General features: G+C 42.1%; 19 protein-coding genes. 10 read left to right on the top strand and 9 right to left on the bottom strand.

Translation table 11 applies throughout. From position 1 onward, the window contains the following. Positions 1-91: 91 nt before the first annotated feature. From CWC28_RS08065 to cyaY, 7 genes are read right to left on the bottom strand one after another with little or no spacing between them, the layout of a single operon-like run. Entirely contained in the window at positions 92-2788 is a 2697-nt protein-coding gene (locus CWC28_RS08065; RefSeq protein WP_138624962.1) for a CHASE domain-containing protein, read from the bottom strand. A gap of 30 nt (positions 2789-2818) precedes the next feature. Beyond that, positions 2819-3928 (bottom strand): heme biosynthesis HemY N-terminal domain-containing protein, encoded by a 1110-nt coding sequence (locus tag CWC28_RS08060; RefSeq protein ID WP_105174415.1) that lies wholly within the window; start codon positions 3926-3928, stop codon positions 2819-2821. Beyond that, on the bottom strand, positions 3925-5748 hold the full coding sequence (locus tag CWC28_RS08055; protein ID WP_105174414.1) for a uroporphyrinogen-III synthase: 1824 nt from the start codon (positions 5746-5748) through the stop codon (positions 3925-3927). Before CWC28_RS08055 ends, CWC28_RS08060 begins: the two co-directional genes overlap by 4 nt. Before the next feature lies 1 nt (position 5749). Beyond that, positions 5750-6688, bottom strand: a complete 939-nt coding sequence (gene hemC, locus CWC28_RS08050) for a hydroxymethylbilane synthase (RefSeq protein WP_105174413.1) — start codon at positions 6686-6688, stop codon at positions 5750-5752. A 36-nt stretch (positions 6689-6724) separates the two neighbouring features. Next, complete coding sequence (locus tag CWC28_RS08045; RefSeq protein ID WP_138624961.1) at positions 6725-7612, bottom strand: DUF2914 domain-containing protein; 888 nt, start codon at positions 7610-7612, stop codon at positions 6725-6727. A gap of 21 nt (positions 7613-7633) precedes the next feature. Then, complete coding sequence (locus CWC28_RS08040) at positions 7634-8290, bottom strand: alpha/beta hydrolase (RefSeq protein ID WP_119854054.1); 657 nt, start codon at positions 8288-8290, stop codon at positions 7634-7636. After that, a complete protein-coding gene (gene cyaY / locus CWC28_RS08035) occupies positions 8287-8610 on the bottom strand; it encodes an iron donor protein CyaY (RefSeq protein WP_054554661.1) in 324 nt (107 codons plus the stop codon). The genes CWC28_RS08040 and cyaY overlap by 4 nt, the downstream gene beginning before the upstream one ends. Before the next feature lie 148 nt (positions 8611-8758). Between cyaY and lptM the strand changes: the two genes are divergently transcribed. The 8 genes from lptM to CWC28_RS07995 all read left to right on the top strand — a co-directional run bounded on the left by lptM (position 8759) and on the right by CWC28_RS07995 (position 14917). Beyond that, a complete protein-coding gene (gene lptM, locus CWC28_RS08030; RefSeq protein ID WP_054554660.1) occupies positions 8759-8938 on the top strand; it encodes an LPS translocon maturation chaperone LptM in 180 nt (59 codons plus the stop codon). Further along, complete coding sequence (lysA, locus tag CWC28_RS08025) at positions 8939-10192, top strand: diaminopimelate decarboxylase (protein WP_063700667.1); 1254 nt, start codon at positions 8939-8941, stop codon at positions 10190-10192. A 64-nt stretch (positions 10193-10256) separates the two neighbouring features. Further along, the gene (dapF, locus tag CWC28_RS08020) at positions 10257-11087 is read left to right on the top strand and encodes a diaminopimelate epimerase (RefSeq protein WP_063700665.1); all 831 of its coding nucleotides are present in this window, start codon (positions 10257-10259) and stop codon (positions 11085-11087) included. Then, entirely contained in the window at positions 11084-11695 is a 612-nt protein-coding gene (locus CWC28_RS08015; RefSeq protein WP_063700662.1) for a DUF484 family protein, read from the top strand. Before dapF ends, CWC28_RS08015 begins: the two co-directional genes overlap by 4 nt. Then, positions 11692-12645, top strand: a complete 954-nt coding sequence (locus CWC28_RS08010) for a tyrosine recombinase XerC (RefSeq protein ID WP_063700661.1) — start codon at positions 11692-11694, stop codon at positions 12643-12645. The genes CWC28_RS08015 and CWC28_RS08010 overlap by 4 nt, the downstream gene beginning before the upstream one ends. A gap of 12 nt (positions 12646-12657) precedes the next feature. Beyond that, positions 12658-13368, top strand: coding sequence for an HAD-IA family hydrolase (locus tag CWC28_RS08005; RefSeq protein WP_063700659.1), 711 nt, complete (start codon positions 12658-12660; stop codon positions 13366-13368). A 67-nt stretch (positions 13369-13435) separates the two neighbouring features. Beyond that, positions 13436-14548, top strand: coding sequence for a retropepsin-like aspartic protease family protein (locus tag CWC28_RS08000; RefSeq protein ID WP_063700657.1), 1113 nt, complete (start codon positions 13436-13438; stop codon positions 14546-14548). Positions 14549-14557: 9 nt separating this feature from the next. Further along, positions 14558-14917, top strand: a complete 360-nt coding sequence (locus CWC28_RS07995) for a HopJ type III effector protein (protein ID WP_063700655.1) — start codon at positions 14558-14560, stop codon at positions 14915-14917. 14 nt (positions 14918-14931) lie between these two features. Here the strand turns inward: CWC28_RS07995 and CWC28_RS07990 are convergent, their stop codons facing one another. Both CWC28_RS07990 and CWC28_RS07985 read right to left on the bottom strand, forming a co-directional pair. After that, positions 14932-15339 carry a GNAT family N-acetyltransferase gene (locus CWC28_RS07990; RefSeq protein WP_063700652.1) on the bottom strand — a complete coding sequence of 136 codons (408 nt, stop codon included), beginning with the start codon at positions 15337-15339 and terminating at the stop codon, positions 14932-14934. Positions 15340-15647: 308 nt separating this feature from the next. Then, entirely contained in the window at positions 15648-15953 is a 306-nt protein-coding gene (locus CWC28_RS07985) for a DUF6482 family protein (RefSeq protein ID WP_063700650.1), read from the bottom strand. Between the two features lie 80 nt (positions 15954-16033). On the opposite strand from CWC28_RS07985, the gene CWC28_RS07980 reads away from it, so the two are divergent. Together CWC28_RS07980 and CWC28_RS07975 are read left to right on the top strand one after the other, a co-directional pair. Beyond that, a complete protein-coding gene (locus tag CWC28_RS07980; protein WP_063700715.1) occupies positions 16034-16720 on the top strand; it encodes a pseudouridine synthase in 687 nt (228 codons plus the stop codon). A 68-nt stretch (positions 16721-16788) separates the two neighbouring features. Continuing rightward, complete coding sequence (locus CWC28_RS07975; RefSeq protein ID WP_063700649.1) at positions 16789-17163, top strand: BlaI/MecI/CopY family transcriptional regulator; 375 nt, start codon at positions 16789-16791, stop codon at positions 17161-17163. Positions 17164-17169: the final 6 nt, after the last annotated feature.

The following is a 17169-nucleotide window of genomic DNA, read 5'->3' as shown; positions in this document are numbered from 1 at the left end:
GGTTCAGTAAATTTGCGCGGATCATACGTACCCACGGCGATATTTCAAGTTTAGATGATTTTATTTACTTTTTTGAGGTCAAATGTCTGCTTTAATGGCTGCTATCATTATGCAAAAAATGCCACAAGGTTTTAAAAAGTTTATCAGCATCAATTGGTTTAGTTAAATAACCATTCATACCACTGGCTAAGCCTTTCTTAAGGTCATCATCATGGGCATTTGCCGATAAGCCAATGATCGGTAAATCGGTTATCAGTAATTCATTGCGAATAACCTTGGTCGCTTGTAAGCCATCCATATTCGGCATTTGAATATCCATGAGCACAAGGTCATAGCTTTTTTCACTGATCATCTTAATAGCCTCATGGCCATCTTTCGCGATATCAGGTTGGCAGCCTTTAGTTTTTAAAATCGAACTCGCCACATGTTGATTCAATGGATTATCTTCAACCAATAGAATTGCATCATCGGCAAATGACACAGCAGTCACATCGATATCTGCTAACTCATCGTCACTATGAACGACCTCTTCAAGAGGTGATTCAAATGGCAGCGAAATTGTAAATGTTGATCCTTGCCCTTCAGTGCTACTGAGGCTTATCTCGCCTCCCATCATAACAATGAGTTTTTGACAAATACTCAAGCCTAAACCTGTCCCGCCAAAGCGACGAGAGGTTGAGCTATCGGCTTGTGAGAATGGTTTAAACAGGCGCTGTTGTGCCTCTTTACTGATGCCGATACCCGTATCAATAACACTAAAGTAAGTAAATTCGCCCTGCTGCCAAATACGTAATGTAATCGTACCCTCTTGGGTGAACTTCACCGCATTATTTAACAGATTCAACAATATTTGTTTTAAACGAATTGGGTCGGTGTGGAGCAGTAAGTGTTCAGATGCATCAAACTCAACACTAAATTCTAACGAGCGAGAGTTAAGTTCAAACTGCAATAAGTTAGTCAGCTCACTAACCAACGCATTCACATCTATGGGTTCTTGATGTAGCTCCAATCGCCCAGCTTCAATTTTAGAAAAATCTAAAACATCATTTATTACCCGTAATAGTACATTCAATGCACCATCTGCTTGATCAATATAACCACGAGCTTGTTGCCAGTCTTGCTCTTGCATCGCTAAATAATGCAACCCCTTAATACCATTAATAGGCGTGCGTATTTCATGGCTCATATTTGCCAAGAACTCACTTTTAATTTGGCTGGCTTTATCGGCTTTTAGTTTTTCTTCGCGAAGGCTTTGAGTTTGTTTCGCGACCTGCTGACGAATTTGAATATTTGTGCCGGTTACTGAAATCAAAAAAGTGATCAATAACCAAACAAACAGCATACCCACTATTTGCGCCAGCCAATAAGGCAGCCATGATGATTGTGCTACTGACTCCCATAATTTCACCTGCCATACACGCTCACCAATAATAAAGTTAAAGCTCGCAATGGCCGTTGTGCCAACACGTTGGGGGTTATAAATTTCGACTGGGTTACTGCCGTCGGTAACATCATAGAAGCTGGCATCAATCTCTGTGTTCTGATTAAAGTTAAGTGTTTGTGCTAACACTTCTAAATTGACCACTGCAACAACATAACCTCTAAACCCGACTTGGTGATTAATGTCTGAATAGACAGGGTTGAAGAATAAAACGCCCTTTTCGTTGCCATCACCTTGCATCAGGGTAATAGGCTCACTGACGGTAACATTTTTAATTAATCGAGAGTCTGTTAATGCTTGTTTGCGTAATTCGTTTGAGGCCAAATCAAAACCTTGCGCGGGTTCGTTCCCTGCTAATGGGTGAATATATTGCACCGGAAAATACACAGCTCGCTGACTCACTGGCTGCCACTGCCCAGCAGCATTTTTTTCTTTCACGTAGTAATCAGCGCCCAATTCATCACGCAATAAGTTTTGATAGTTGTTTAGTTGTGAGTGAATAACTTTAGGCGCCCACTCAAGAGCAAGGATTTCTTCGCTGTATTGCATTTGTCTTGCTGTAAAGCGCTTAAACTCATCAAAATCAACTACGTCACTACTAGCAAAAAAAGTGGCGAGTAAGGCTAGGTGCGACTTAATTTCATCAACTTGGTGTTCAAGATTAGTATGAATCGCACTAACTTTGGCTTGCTGGCGTTGTAAGTCTTTGTCTTTTTTTACACTGGCTGCACCATAAAAACTGACACAAATAACCATATAGATTAATAGCGACGGCACAATAATTTGTAGTCGCTGGCGGGTATGATGGTAACTAAATGCAGCTAACACTAATGGCGTGAAAATCAGCACCCCAATACTGTCGCCAATCCACCATGCAATAAAATTATTAAGTGCCGCATAACTCGGAATAACATTATTAATGACCAGCAAGCCTGTGCCAATTGAAGCCGCAATCAAGCTACACAGAGGGCCACCAATCATTAAACCAAGCACACTTTGCTTTAATGACGATAATTCAATCGGGCGCTTAGCGACATGAATAATAATGTAATAGGCAAGCCAAGCTTGGAATGTTGATGCAGTTGTTACACCAATAGCCTGCAGCATCATTTGCCAATGGAAAATATCGGTAGCTTTATCAAGGTGAATGAGGTTTACAAAGAGCGCCCCTAGCAAAACTCCTGGTAGGACTCGATTTCGAAGTAGCAAGATACTGGCAAGCGCAATACCAGAAGGCGGCCATGCAGCAACCGCATAACCATCAATCGCCAGCAAAGAATTACTTAAATACCCTGTAAGAAAGTAAGCTAGTGCAATACTTATTGTCAGTGTAAATAAGTTCTTCAAGCCATCGCTCCTTTGCTGGCTGGAGTAAAATTATTGATAGAGTACCAATGCTTTTTCTGGCTGGGCACTTTTACTATAACTGAGTACCGCTTGCTGCAAATAGGCATGGCGATTATTTGCATTAAGCGCTTTATCAAACACTCGCGCAGCTAAGTCATATTCACCATGAGCATTCGCTAAACACGCAAGAGCTAGTAGCAAATCTGTATTCTCGGTGTCTTTTTTCAATACATCTTGCAAGCTTGCTTGTAGCTTGAGTGCATCGCCAGCGCTACTAGTACGTAAAATACGTGCTAAGTCTTTATGCTGCAGCGGTTTTTTGATCATTTTAATTAAGCTTAGCTCAATTTTGTTTAACTCACCTGCTTTTGCCATCGCTGCTAAATAGCTTACCTCAGCATATGGTTTCAGGTTTTTGGCTAATTGCTCATATCGTTCAGATAAATCCGCGTTTGACTGCGCTGCAAAGTAACCGTCAAACAGTTGTTGCCACTCTTGCTCAGAAAGTGCTTTTTTACGTAATAAACGCGGCATAAAGTCATTCAATGCTGCCCACTTTTGCTCTTGCACTAAAACATGGGCATACATCTTAAGCTCTAAACGAGTGGCTTTTTTACGCTCAGCTAAGGCTTTTAGGTCAGCAAAAATAGTGCTGGTTTCGCCACTGGCGATCCATAAATTAGCGACTTTTAGCTGCTTATCTTGGCTTATTTTATCAAGAAAGCTAATTGCTCTTTCGCTGTCATTGTTTGCGAGTGCTGCTTTAGCAAGAAGCGCGTAACGTACATCGCTCCACTTTTCTGCCACGCTATTGTTATCAAGAGCAAGCTCCAGCTGTGCATAATCGTTATTGATTAAGCTCCATACACCTTGCTCAATAGCCGCTTGTTTACGCTCTTCACTGCGCGCAAAAAAACCATGGCGTGTATGGCTATATAAAGACATTACGTAACGACAAAGCTTATAAAGCAAAAACAGTGCGGCAAATGCTAATATTAAAAGTGCTGTGATGCCCCAAATAGTGCCTTCAATGGTCGTTTTATTAAAGGCAATTAAGACATAACCTTTTTGGTCTATAAAAAAGGGGGCTATCCCCAAGCAGCCTGCAATTGCAATAATGATTAATAAAAAGCGGATCATTGTGCCCACTCCTTCACCTGCTCAGTACTTTGCAGTGACACTTTTGGGCTAAAATCGAGTTGCTCTTTAGAAAGCTCAGCAAGGCTTTTTAATGCCGCTTTTGTTTGTGCATCATCTTGCTTAAAGTAATCTTTTACCAAGCTATGTGCAGCATCAACAGCACTAAAATACACACTGCTTTGCTTACTTAATACCGCATCTTGCGCTTGAGCTAAGTATAAACTCAGACGTTGTTTTACTAAGTGACGCTCTTGTTCACTTAAAAATGGTGCGATAACCATATCTTCACGTGTGCGCACTGTAACAAAGAAGTCTTTAAACTGCTGCCATGACTTAGCAAGGTTCTGACGCCACTCACTGACATTTTCACTTAGTTGATTTGGGTCTTCTTTGACGACTTCTTCAGGTAGAGAAATAGCATTAAATAGAAGTTCATCCACTTTTTGATTAATGCCATGCAGTTTCAAATAAATTGCTTCAACAGCAACAGGCTCTATGGCATTCAAGGTTTGTAAATCTTGGTGAATTGCTTGGCGAATAGCCCCTGTACCTGGGTGTTCTGCAAGCAAGCTATCTAAGCGCGATAACACAGCTGCAGCCCCTTGATAATCGTGCTCAGCCCATAATTTAAATTCGGCCATACGTTGCAGGCTTGTGACTTCTTGCGGATTAAGCGTGAAAGTTTGCTGCTCGGCGCGCTTTAAAGCCGCTTGTAATTGCTGCTGAGTTTGCTCAGCACTTTCATTCAGCGCATCAGTGACCTTTTGCTCACTGTTATAAAGTGAATGTTGTAATGTTTGCTGTGCGCTTTTTAATGCATCAATTTGCTGCTGTAAGCGTAGGTTTTCATCTGTCAGCTCAGTTAATGCTACAGCCGATTGCTGATCGCTATATAATTTGTGATAAAACTCATAGCCAACCGCAGAAGCCACTAAAAGTGAAATAAGTAACGCTAAGCTACCTGTTTTGCTGATGCCTTTTTTAGCTTGCACAGGCGCTTTCGCCCCACTATTTGCCGTTGTTTGCGCTTTTTTCTCTGGCTGTGCAGTCACTGCTTTTGCGGGTTGTTTTGATTCTGCTTCACTCATTTTGCTACCTTGCTGATTAATGCAGGTGAACATAGCGCTATCGCTCGCCCCTGCAGCAATATGTATCTGTGTTCTTGCGACATTTTGTTGCTTTAAATAGTCAGCGATACGCTCACTGGCAACGAAAAATTTCCGCTCTTTCAACCATGCACGCTGAGGCTCATTTAAGCCATTAAAAATGGCATCCACCGCTGCATTACTGGTAATGACTATACCTTCTACATCAATTGTTTGCCAGTGGTCCATCCACTTGCCCGGTTCGCTCTCAATTGCGCTCCGCTTGTAAACAACCAACTGATTTAACAAAGCACCACGTTGTTTTAAAGTTTTTGCTATGGTCGTGCGCCCGCCTTCACCTTTCACTAAAACAATGTTACTTAGCTCAACATCTTGCAGCGTTTTTAATTCAAGCAAACCTTCTGAATCATGCTGTTTGGGTACTGCAGCACGACGCCCAAAGGCTTCATAAACCGCATCAGCAGTTTGCTGACCGACCGCATAAAGTTGCGCTGCTTTGTTGATGGTTGGTGTGAGTTTTAACAAGGCATGCACGGCATCTTGCGAGATAAAAATGATTTTATCGGCATTTTCTAGCGGTGCGAGTTCACTACTATTAACAGTGAGATAATCTAAGGTAAGGACTGGACACAGGGTTGTTTGATAACCCGCCTGCTGAAGCTCAAGAGCAAGCTCAGTGCCTTTTCCTTCTGGACGAGTTATCAAAATATGCATATTAAGCGTCTCTATATACTTCAGCTAAAATTTTATCAGCACCTTGCTCAAGTAACTTTTCAGCAAGTGTAATACCTAACTGCTCTGCGTCAGCCACTGGACCTGTCACTTCATCACGTAGCATTTGGCTGCCATCAATAGCGCCCACTAAACCACGTAAATGAACTTGCTCACCCTCAACCAATGCAAATGCACCAATTGGCACTTGGCAACCACCTTCTAAACGGCGATTCATAGCACGCTCGGCATTAACACGAATACGAGTTTCAGTATGTTCGAGTGGCGCTAATAATGCTTTTGTTACTTCGTCATCAATACGGCACTCAATACCCACAGCACCTTGACCATTTGCAGGTAATGATACTTCTGGCTCGATAAAAGCTGTAATACGCTCAGGCATTTCTAAACGAATTAGACCCGCTGCAGCTAGAATGATTGCATCATATTGACCATCATCTAGTTTTGCTAAACGCGTATTAACATTACCGCGTAAATCACGAATGTCTAAATCTGGGCGAGCTTCGCGAATTTGGCATTGGCGGCGTAAGCTTGATGTACCAACAATAGCACCTTGTGGTAACTCATCTAAGCTTTTGTAGTTGTTTGATACAAACGCATCGCGTGGGTCTTCACGTTCACAAATAGTGTGTAATGCTAGGCCTTCAGGAAACTCAACAGGCACATCTTTCATTGAATGCACCGCAATATCTGCACGGCCATCTAGCATGGCTTGCTCAAGCTCTTTTACGAATAAGCCTTTACCACCAATCTTTGCCAGTGGCGTATCAAGGATAATATCGCCTTGCGTCGACATAGGAACCAACTCTACCGTTACGTCGTCATGGAAGTGCTCTAATTGAGCTTTTACAAATTCTGCCTGCCATAAAGCAAGTGCACTTTTACGGGTAGCGATACGAACTAGTTTTGTTGTCTGTGTCATGAAAAATCCAATTAATTATCAGGCTGATACTAAATATTACTCAGCTAAAATTCTAAATTCTTTTTGGGCCAGTAAGTTGCCCTCTGCGTCAATAACTTCAACACGCCAATCACCCAATTGCTCTGGCATGATGTTTTTCGTTGAATAAGTACGAAAACGTGGGCTACTTACCGCTAATTCAATTGAAGCAAGCTGTTGATCTTGGTAATACCATTGATGACGAACAGTTTGCCCTTGCATATTTCTAAGCTCGCTAAAAAAGCTCAGGCTATTGCTAATTTGCGCTAATTTTACATCGTTTTTAAGAACGTTTACTGGTTCTCGATCAACAACATCGGTAGTTAATACTGCGCGGCTTACTTTATCTGTGTCTATTTTAGCGCCAATTGCGACACTGGCAATATGTGCTGACTGTGAAAACTGCTGCTGAGCATCGGGCGCTGCAGCAATCTCTGCTTGCTGTTCTGTTTGGAGTGGCTCTTCATCAAGAGTGACCGCTGATGTTTCCGGTTGTTGCGCGTCAACAACCTGTTCACTGTCGATCTCAGCCTCTACTGTCGTAACCTCAGGTTCTACAATGTTTGAGCTCACAACCTCTGCTTTAGCTGTTTCTGTGTTATCAGCCAGCGGTGTTTGCTCATTCATAGACGGTGCGACGATTTCTTTTGGCTCTTCTTGCTCAGCGTCATTCAAAGGCGCTTGTAGCTCAGCATTTGCAAACTCTGATTGCGGCTCATCTTGCGGTGATTGCTCTGCATTTACAACGCCAATAAAGCTATACACTAATATAGCCAGCGCAACTAAGATAACACTGCTAACCATAAAGATGCGTCGCCAATGCCATTGATAGGTCACTGCCGTCGGCGCTGAGTTAACCGGTTCAACGGTATTCATATTTGCTGTAATTACAAGTTTCTTTGTCATGTTGGCCTCTAAAACCAAAAATTAACTCAAGCGAGCAATTAACCACTCTCGAATAGCCATTAGTTCTTCACCACAAACTTGGTGCGCCATCGGATAGTCTTGCCAGCTTACTTCCATGTTATTTGCGCTAAGCACGTCAAATGCTTGTCTGCCTGCGCTATGCGGTACCACATCGTCAAATCGACCATGTGCCATAAAAATATTTAACCCCTGCTGCTTGGCTTCATCGGCTAATTTTGCAGGCACACACATGTAGGTTGAAAGTGCCATTACACCCGCTAATTTATAATCTAGACGTGGCGCTAAGTGCAGCGATACCACACCCCCTTGCGAAAAACCGGCAAGAATAATTTTGTTAGGAGCGATACCTTTTGCAATTTCTTGGTCAATAATTGCAGCCACTTTTGCAGCAGATTCACGCACTCCTTGCTCATCAGCACGCTTATCTAAATCCATTGATTTAATGTCGTACCAAGAGCGCATTGCCATCCCACCATTTAAGGTGACCGGTTGCACTGGCGCATGTGGAAACACAAAACGCACACCAAGCTCTTTTGGTAAAGCAAGTTGCGGTGCAACGGGCGCAAAACCATCACCTGAATCACCTAAACCATGTAGCCAGATAACCGTTGCTTTGTGATCACCTTGCGCTGGATATTCAACAAACTCTAAACTCATAGTTCAGAACGCCATTCAATTGTTTGACCTGCTTGGCGAGTTGCTGCATCACACATAAATTGCCAAAACTCTGCACCTGAGCGGTTATCAATCCACTTATCGTCGCGTAGTTCAAAATGGTGACCGTTAAATTTAGTCGCTACCCAAACTTGGTGTAATGGTGCTTGCTTGTTGATCACTATTTTACTGCGATCAGGAAAGATGATTTCTAAAATACCTGACGCTGATTCATAGTCTAAATCGGCATCACATTCATCGATTTGCTCTTCAATAGTTAGCATTAATGCATCGGCTAGTGTGTGGTATTCATGATCAGTCATTTTAGTGTCCTTTAACTGGCTTTAAGCCTAGATCTGGGGGCAGATTGTGTACATCAAGTGTAACAGGAATAAATTCATCCGCGAATAGCTGCATTTTTTAAATATTCTGTTACTCTGCGATTATAAAGCCAGCAACCGTATTAATCTAATGAAAGAGACTCATAGCCAAAAATTAAAAACCATTTTACCTCTAAGCGCCCTTCTACTAACCCTAGCAGGTTGCGGACAAAGTGGTGCTCTTTATCTGCCAGATGATACTAAGCCGCCTGCAAAGTCTCAGCCACAAGCTGATCCATCCGAACAACCAGAGCAAAAACAGGACCAATAGATGGACTTTTTTAACTACAATAATAATCAGCTGTTCGCTGAAGACATCGCTGTCAAAGAGCTTGCCGAACAATATGGTACGCCTTGTTATATCTATTCTCGCAAAACCTTTGAACGTCATTATTTAGCATTTGCAGACGCTGCTCAGTCGCATAAGAGCTTGGTGTGCTATGCCGTAAAAGCCAACTCAAATATTGCCGTGCTGAATATTTTAGCGCGACTTGGTTCAGGTTTTGACATCGTTTCAAAAGGTGAGCTTGCGCGTGTTATCCAAGCAGGCGGAGACGCAAGTAAGGTTGTGTTTTCTGGCGTTGCAAAAACCGCTGACGAAATTGCCTATGCACTTGAATTGGGGATCAAGTGTTTTAACGTTGAGTCAGTGGCTGAGCTTGAGCGTATTTCAAAAGTGGCAACGGATCTTAACTTAGTGGCACCGATTTCGATTCGCGTAAACCCAGATATAGATGCAAAAACGCACCCTTATATCTCAACCGGCTTAAAAGAGAATAAGTTTGGTATTGATATTCAAACTGCGGTGACTGTGTATCAACATGCAGCATCATTACCCGGTTTAAAAATTACCGGTGTAGATTGCCACATCGGTTCGCAGCTAACGGAAATAAAACCTTTCTTAGCAGCACTTGAAAAAGTACTGACTCTTATCGAAGAGTTAAAAGCGGTTGGCATCAAGCTAACTCACCTAGATATCGGTGGTGGTCTTGGCGTGCCTTATAATGGCGAAACGCCTCCTCATCCAAGCGAGTATGTTGATAAAATTACCGCTCGATTAGCAGACTACCAAGATTTAGAACTTATTTTTGAACCTGGTCGTGCGATTGCAGCCAACGCAGGTATTTTAGTTACTAAAGTTGAGTTTATTAAACAAAACCAAGATAAGTTCTTTGCTATTGTTGATGCAGGCATGAACGATATGTTGCGTCCATCACTGTATCAAGCTTGGCAAAGTATTGTGCCAGTTGAACCTCGCGCAGATGATACGCCTACTTACAACTACGACATTGTCGGCCCAGTCTGTGAAACCGGCGACTTTTTAGGCAAAGACCGTGAGCTTGCACTTCAAGCCGGTGACCTTTTAGCGCAGCGCAGCGCTGGCGCATATGGTTTCACAATGAGCTCAAACTACAACTCACGCCCGCGTGTTGCAGAGATTATGGTGGATGGTCAGCAAAGCCATTTAATTCGCCAACGCGAAACCTTAGAAAGCCTTTGGCAAGGTGAGAAAATTTTACCATAAACGTTTTTATAACCGCCCTGCTCTGTGGCATGATTAGCTCAGAGCAAACCCGAATTAGAGCGTTATGTTAGTTAATTTTTCAAAAATGCACGGCCTAGGTAATGACTTTGTCGTTATTGATAACATTACTCAAAATGTTTTTTTATCACGTGATCAAATAAAGAAGCTGGCAGATCGCCATTTCGGCATTGGCTTCGATCAACTGCTTATGGTTGAAGCCCCTTACTCTCCTGATCTCGATTTTCATTATCGTATTTTCAATGCCGATGGTAACGAAGTTGAACAGTGCGGCAACGGTGCGCGCTGTTTCGCCCGCTTTGTACGTATGAAAGGCCTAACCAATAAGCATAAAATCTCGGTTTCAACAAAGTCTGGTAACCTCACGCTTTATATAGAGAAAGATGGTCAAGTAACGGTAAATATGGGCCATCCCAATTTTGAACCGAACAAAATCCCATTAAAAGCCAGCAAGCGTGAGCTGACCTATATTCTTCGCACGGAAGAACATACGGTATTTAGTGGCGCAGTATCGATGGGTAACCCGCATTGCGTGTTAGAAGTTGATGACATTCATACCGCAGAAGTCACCACCTTAGGCCCACTGCTTGAAAATCATGAACGCTTTCCACAACGCGCAAATGTTGGTTTTATGCAGGTAATTTCGCAAGATCACATTAAACTAAGAGTGTGGGAACGTGGCGTTAGTGAAACCTTAGCCTGTGGTACAGGTGCCTGTGCTGCGGTCGTGGTTGGTCAAATTCAGAATAAACTTGCTACTACCGTACAAGTTGACTTGCCCGGCGGCAGTTTACAAGTACGTTGGCAAGGCGAAGGCCACCCTGTACGAATGACAGGCCCTGCTGAGCATGTTTTTGATGGACAAGTGGCACTATGAGCAAACTAACAGAACAACAAATTGCTGAATATTTAAAAGCACACCCTGATTTTTTTATTAAAAACCCTGATGTGCTCGCTGAAGTTGAACTACAACAGCAAACGGCGGGAGCAACGTCTTTGGTGCATATTCAACAGCGCCAATTACGTGAACACAATACGTTATTAAAAAATAAGATTGAGCAGCTCGTTGAACAAGCAAAAGAAAACGAGTTAATTTACCGCTTATTTAGCGACTGTCATCGTCAGTTATGGACTAACTACGACTTTACGACACTGGCTAGCAACTTGCGCAATATTATCTGCACGAACCCATCCATTAACGAATGCCACTTAGTTAAGTACGATAAAAAGTTTGATGAATTAATTGCTCATCGCCTGCAAAACGACGGCATTTACTTGGGTCGAGTAAGCCAACAAGAAAGAGACTTACTGTTTTCAGACACGACTCAATCGACTGCTTTATATCTAATTGGTAACACGAAACACCCTGTGGCAATTTTGGCGTTTGGTAGTGATGACGTAAATCACTTCGAACCGGCAAAAGACAGCTTTTTTGTCCTTGAGTTTGTGCGCTCATTGCAACTGCGCTTATTGGAACTTGCATGAGCGATGTGACGACGCCAGACATTGATGAATTAAGTGATGCTTGGCGAACACCCATCCAACTATTTGCAGACTACTTACGCTACGAAAAACAATACTCAGCGCACACAGTAAACCAATATACTAGCCAGCTAGGCTTCGCAGCTTTGTACTTTAGTAAACTATGTGAAGACTGGTTTGCTGTTCAAGGTGAGCATATTCGCCGTTACAGCATGCAAATGCGCAGCAAACAATTAAGTGGTCGCACAATCAGTTTAAAACTAAGTTGTATTCGCAGTTTATATAAATTCTTAAAAGCCAAAAATATAGCCAGTCAGGCACATTATCACAATCCGGCAGAGGCCATTAAAGGGCCTAAATTTTCCAAGCCTTTACCCAAAAATTTAGACGTAGATCAAATGGCTAAGCTACTAGAACTGCCAGATGATGAGCCTTTAGCTATTCGTGACAAAGCTATGATGGAATTAATGTATTCTTCGGGTCTGCGTATTAGCGAGTTAGTTGGTGCTAACTTACAAGATATAAACCCGACTGAAGGCGAAATTTTAGTCCGTGGTAAAGGTAACAAAGAACGTTTATTACCTGTAGGCAGCAAAGCGCTCAGTGCATTAAAAGCATGGCTGAAAATTCGCCCTCAATTTGCACATCCTGATGAAATAGCCGTGTTTGTTAGCAGCCAAAAAAAGCGAATTTCCGTACGCCAAGTTCGCTTACGGATGCAAGAATGGGGAATTAAGCAAGGGATCAGCTCGCAAGTGCATCCGCATAAATTGCGCCACTCGTTTGCATCACATATCTTAGAATCATCAGGGGATCTGCGTGCCGTACAAGAACTGTTAGGACACAGTAGTTTGTCTGCAACTCAAGTTTATACGCATTTAGATTTTCAGCATTTAGCTAAAGTGTACGATAACACCCATCCACGCGCTAAAAAGCGCTCAACTTCAGAGTAAACCCTTGTCATTATGATCCGATTTAACCGTGCCCTATCGCCAGTTTCTGTTTTAAGTTTTGATTTAGACGACACACTTTACAACAACCATCCGATCATAAAGTCAGCCTTGCAAGCACAAGCTGATTACCTCGAAGCGCTAGAACAATGGCCCACCGATAGCATGAGCTACTGGTTAACATGCCGCGAGTGTGCTTTAAAACATGATGCAACTTTAATTGATGACGTTACACGCTGGCGACAAGCAGCATTACACTATGCCATGACCGATCTGGGTTTTTCAGCAGAGCAAGCTCAGTTGCATGCCGAAAATGCTTATCAGGCATTCGCTGATGCCCGCAGTCAAATAAACGTGACTGATGAAGTACTTGAATTACTTACTAATCTCAGTAAACACTACCGCCTCATCGCCATCACCAATGGTAATGTTGAAGTAGAAAAGTTTAACCTTAATGGCGTGTTTGAGTTAGTTTTACAAGCAGGCCCACACGGAAAAGCGAAGCCGCATAGCGCCTTATTTGATAGCGCAGCCAAACACTTAAAGGTGCCTCACAAGGAAATTTTGCACATTGGCGATAGCCTAGATACTGATGTGCAAGGCGCAAATAATGCCGGCTGCCAAAGCGTTTGGCTTAATAACCAAGCAACGCAATATCGTTATCAAGGGTTAGCTGATATTGAAATAAGCAATATCATGGCGCTCAATCATTTAGTTAAAAAGTAACGACTTTCAAAAATTTGTTTTATGCTGAGTAAGTAAACAACAAAGATTAAATGATTGGGCAAAACGGATGAATGCTTTTCTTAAATTATTATTGCTATGTTCTCTTAGCTTAAACGGATACTTTATTTGGCAGCTGTTTAACCCCGTGAAGCCAAAACAAATTGAGACTGTAGCAACCACTCCCATAGTCAAGAAAAGCGCGGTTTTACCAGCCCATTTTCAACAAGCTGTTGCGCTATTTAGCAACCAATTATTCGACAAAGCGGTGGCCGAGTACACCCAATTGCTTGTTAATGAACCTCGCTATGCAAGGCAACTTAAACAAATTTGGCAACAACAACTTGAGACATGGCTTTCCCATCAAAAATTCACCTTAAGTGAGCAATTTTTAACGGCCTTTTTAAATAGTCACCCTTACGATGTCACCATGCTTGAACTTGAAGCTAAGCGTTTAATCGCACAAGGTGATACCCAACAAGGTATTATCAATTTACTGGCTCTTAGCAACCAGTTAGACAGCAATGATAAGCAACAACTTAACAAACAAATAGACGAGCTAAGCACATCCTATATTGATGAACTTAGTGCGGCGCAACAATGGCAGGCATTGCTGAATAGCAGTCAACAGTGGCTTGATTACGCGCCAGGTAACGCGCATTACTTATATAATCATGCATTAGCTAACTATCATTTAGAAGATTATGTCGCGAGCCAAATAACCCTAGATCAACTGCCTGAAGATCATGAATACAAACAGCAAGCTGAGCAGTTACATCTGTTGATTCAACAAGCCCTCGCAGGAGTTGAAGTTATAAAATTAACCGCTCGAGGTTCACACTATTTAGTGAACAGTATTATCAACGATGATATCGAAACCGAGTTGATGATCGACACGGGCGCGAGCTTTACAGTCATAAATCAAACGCAATTAAACTCGCTGAATAGTCCTGCCAATTACCTTGGCACACTAGAAGTAAACACAGCTAATGGCGTTGTTGAAGCGCAGCGTTATCAACTCGAGTCGTTTCAAGTCGGACAACAACGTATTCGTAATTTTGAAGTGTTGGTAATAGAAAATCATGTTGGCTATGGCTTGCTTGGTATGAACTTTTTAGAGAATTTTAAGTTTAATATCAATCAGCAAGTGAATGAGTTAGAGTTGATAAAGAACAATTTTTAAGGACAAGCAATGACTCTGAACGATTTCCTGGCAACATTAGCAAACTCACCACAACAAATTGAATTTACCGACACCATGGCGGTCATAGACAACAATTATGACTTTACCCCAAGCGCTTTTAATAATCATGGGCTGTTAAGTGCGGCTAATGAAAATAATGGTTCGTGTAAAATTTTTGCCTTTGCAAAGCTTAATCAACTAAGTAAACAAAACACCCTAGATTGCTTTGGCGCGTTTTATCGTGATGACGTATTACACAATCCTGAAGGGCAAGACCACATGAACATCCGCACTTTCATGCTTGCCCCAGAAGCAACACCTTTCTTAGGTGTTACTTTTACCGAGCAAGACGTGCTTAAAGCGAAGTGAGTAAAAGCTGATATTTAAAGGCTTTTTTCCATAAAATAACGGCAGCCGTCGAGTGGGTAGTTACGCATTTCATATTTGACTTGGTAGCCGTTGTTTTCGTAAAAGGGTTTAGCTTGGAAATCGAGCGTATCAAGTTGTGCGGTGTTTGCACCAAGCGCTTTAGCTTTACACTCTAATTCAGCGAGTAATCGTGTCGCAAGCCCTTTACCACGCGTCTTATCATCACACCATAGCCAACTAATAAGCAGCCAATTTCCAAATACCTGGCCATGAATACCAGCAACAACAGTGTTTTGTTTATTAACGAATTTAAATCCAACGGGAATACGCTCGGCATTAAAATGCACGGCGTTGAAAGCAACAATTTGTTCTCTTAGCTGGTTGTTGAGATCAGCTGAGTCATCACTTTTTAATTGATACATAGTATATATACCCAAGCCACCTCAAGATGCAGAATTCAGCGTTTCACAGGTGCTTAATATCAAGGCGTTACTTTGCAAGAATGGCAGTCCCTTTTAAGAAGTAACAACGATGAGAGTAAGTGCCTGTGAAGCGCCCAAAGGGTTGGTTTAAATGCAATTTATACTGCGTTATTGATTTTAACAATAGAAACACTATTACTTGCAATCAATGCCTTGCCTAAATCGCATTTAATTCCAACTGAAACTCGCATCTTGAGGTGGTTTGGGTATATAAAATGTTATGACTCAGTATACGCTTATATCGTTAATCAGTATAAGTGGTTCTTACCATAGGGTACTTCAAGCATGTTGCTGGCCAGCTTTTCGGGCTGACCACACATCTCATCATAAGCACTGGTGTGGCGTAAAACCATATCACCATAACTTAAGTGATCGAGGCGCTTTTGAATGTGCAACGGGCTAATATCGCGAATAAACTCACCTTGCTCATCAGTGACATAATATTCAACGTTATTGATCACCACAGACACCTGATACAGTGCCATTTCCAACGAATGAAGGATAACCTTTTGCAGTGGTTGGTGCGCTGCAAGTTCAGATAACTTAATTGCCATGTCGAACCCCTTTTGTATGTAGTACTTCTTATACGCGGGTTTGATATACTGTGATCAAATTAACTGTACAAAAATCACTCATGCTAGAAAAAGTACGACTTGCTAAATTTATTGCCCATGCAGGTGTTTGTTCTCGAAAGCAAGCATCACGCTTGATAGATCAAGGTGAGGTAACAGTAAATGGCCGTGCTGCAAATCACATAGATCACGTTAATGAGCACGATGATGTAATTGTACTTGGCGAAAAAATTTCAGCTAAAGCGCCACTCACCTACTTTGCATATCACAAGCCTGTTGGTATAGATTGCAAATTAAATGCTGACGACCCAACAAGCCTTATTCATAGCCTGCCTAAAACCACTCGCGTTTACCCAATTGGCCGGCTCGACAAGGACTCTCGTGGGTTGTTAATTTTGACTAATGACGGTGAGTTTTGTAATCAACTGATCCACCCTGATTACCACCAACCCAAGCGCTATTTAGTCACCGTAGATAAACCTCTTGATAGTGATTTTTGTAAAAAAATGGCAAACGGTGTGCCTGTAGATAAACAAATAACCCTTCCTTGTGAGGTGACTCAAGTCACCGAAACACAGTTTTGCATCGTCTTAAAGCAAGGTTTAAACCGGCAAATACGTAAAATGGCACGTTTTTGTGGCTACAAAGTCATCGACCTGTACCGCACAGATATCGCAAAACTGTCACTCACCACGCTGAATTTGCCCGAAGGGCAGATAGTCAGTATCAAAAAAAGTGACGTTCTCTAACAAAAAAGTTTGCATTATTTGATTACGCGTGTAATCTTAAATTAAAGATTACATCTGTAGGCATAAAAATGATTGAACTTTCTAAAGCTGAATTTGAAGTATTAGATGCGGTATGGCTTGGCTACCCAGCCACGGCTAGTGAAGTAATTGTGCGTTTAAGTGACGATAAAGAATGGCACGAAAAAACCATTAAAACGCTATTAAGCCGTTTAGTTAAAAAAGGCGCACTAAGCTTCGAGAAACAAGGTCGCCAATATAACTACACCCCTTGCATTGCTCGTGAAGAATACACATTAAAAGAAAGCCAAAGCTTTATTGAACGCTTTTTTAATGGCCGAATTGCGCCGCTGGTGAGTGGCTTTGCTAAATCAGAGCAACTCTCACAACATGATATTGATGAGCTGAAAAAGGTTATCGATGATTGGGAAAAACAGCAAAAATAAGGCGTT

This window comes from Pseudoalteromonas sp. S4492 (assembly GCF_005886115.1).
GTDB classification, from domain to species: domain Bacteria; phylum Pseudomonadota; class Gammaproteobacteria; order Enterobacterales; family Alteromonadaceae; genus Pseudoalteromonas; species Pseudoalteromonas gelatinilytica.
This window is presented reverse-complemented; position numbering and strand designations above follow the sequence as displayed.

Excerpts from the sequence above, each read along its gene's own strand:
- CWC28_RS08005 (WP_063700659.1), top strand. The coding sequence starts at position 12,658 with ATGATCCGATTTAACCGTGCCCTATCGCCAGTTTCTGTTTTAAGTTTT.
- cyaY (WP_054554661.1), bottom strand. The coding sequence starts at position 8,610 with ATGACTGATCATGAATACCACACACTAGCCGATGCATTAATGCTAACT.
- CWC28_RS07985 (WP_063700650.1), bottom strand. The coding sequence starts at position 15,953 with ATGGCAATTAAGTTATCTGAACTTGCAGCGCACCAACCACTGCAAAAG.
- lptM (WP_054554660.1), top strand. The coding sequence starts at position 8,759 with ATGAAAGAGACTCATAGCCAAAAATTAAAAACCATTTTACCTCTAAGC.
- CWC28_RS08055 (WP_105174414.1), bottom strand. The coding sequence starts at position 5,748 with ATGCATATTTTGATAACTCGTCCAGAAGGAAAAGGCACTGAGCTTGCT.
- CWC28_RS07980 (WP_063700715.1), top strand. The coding sequence starts at position 16,034 with ATGCTAGAAAAAGTACGACTTGCTAAATTTATTGCCCATGCAGGTGTT.
- CWC28_RS07990 (WP_063700652.1), bottom strand. The coding sequence starts at position 15,339 with ATGTATCAATTAAAAAGTGATGACTCAGCTGATCTCAACAACCAGCTA.
- lysA (WP_063700667.1), top strand. The coding sequence starts at position 8,939 with ATGGACTTTTTTAACTACAATAATAATCAGCTGTTCGCTGAAGACATC.
- CWC28_RS08040 (WP_119854054.1), bottom strand. The coding sequence starts at position 8,290 with ATGAGTTTAGAGTTTGTTGAATATCCAGCGCAAGGTGATCACAAAGCA.
- CWC28_RS07975 (WP_063700649.1), top strand. The coding sequence starts at position 16,789 with ATGATTGAACTTTCTAAAGCTGAATTTGAAGTATTAGATGCGGTATGG.
- CWC28_RS08015 (WP_063700662.1), top strand. The coding sequence starts at position 11,084 with ATGAGCAAACTAACAGAACAACAAATTGCTGAATATTTAAAAGCACAC.
- CWC28_RS08045 (WP_138624961.1), bottom strand. The coding sequence starts at position 7,612 with ATGACAAAGAAACTTGTAATTACAGCAAATATGAATACCGTTGAACCG.
- CWC28_RS08060 (WP_105174415.1), bottom strand. The coding sequence starts at position 3,928 with ATGATCCGCTTTTTATTAATCATTATTGCAATTGCAGGCTGCTTGGGG.
- CWC28_RS08010 (WP_063700661.1), top strand. The coding sequence starts at position 11,692 with ATGAGCGATGTGACGACGCCAGACATTGATGAATTAAGTGATGCTTGG.
- hemC (WP_105174413.1), bottom strand. The coding sequence starts at position 6,688 with ATGACACAGACAACAAAACTAGTTCGTATCGCTACCCGTAAAAGTGCA.
- CWC28_RS08000 (WP_063700657.1), top strand. The coding sequence starts at position 13,436 with ATGAATGCTTTTCTTAAATTATTATTGCTATGTTCTCTTAGCTTAAAC.
- dapF (WP_063700665.1), top strand. The coding sequence starts at position 10,257 with ATGTTAGTTAATTTTTCAAAAATGCACGGCCTAGGTAATGACTTTGTC.
- CWC28_RS07995 (WP_063700655.1), top strand. The coding sequence starts at position 14,558 with ATGACTCTGAACGATTTCCTGGCAACATTAGCAAACTCACCACAACAA.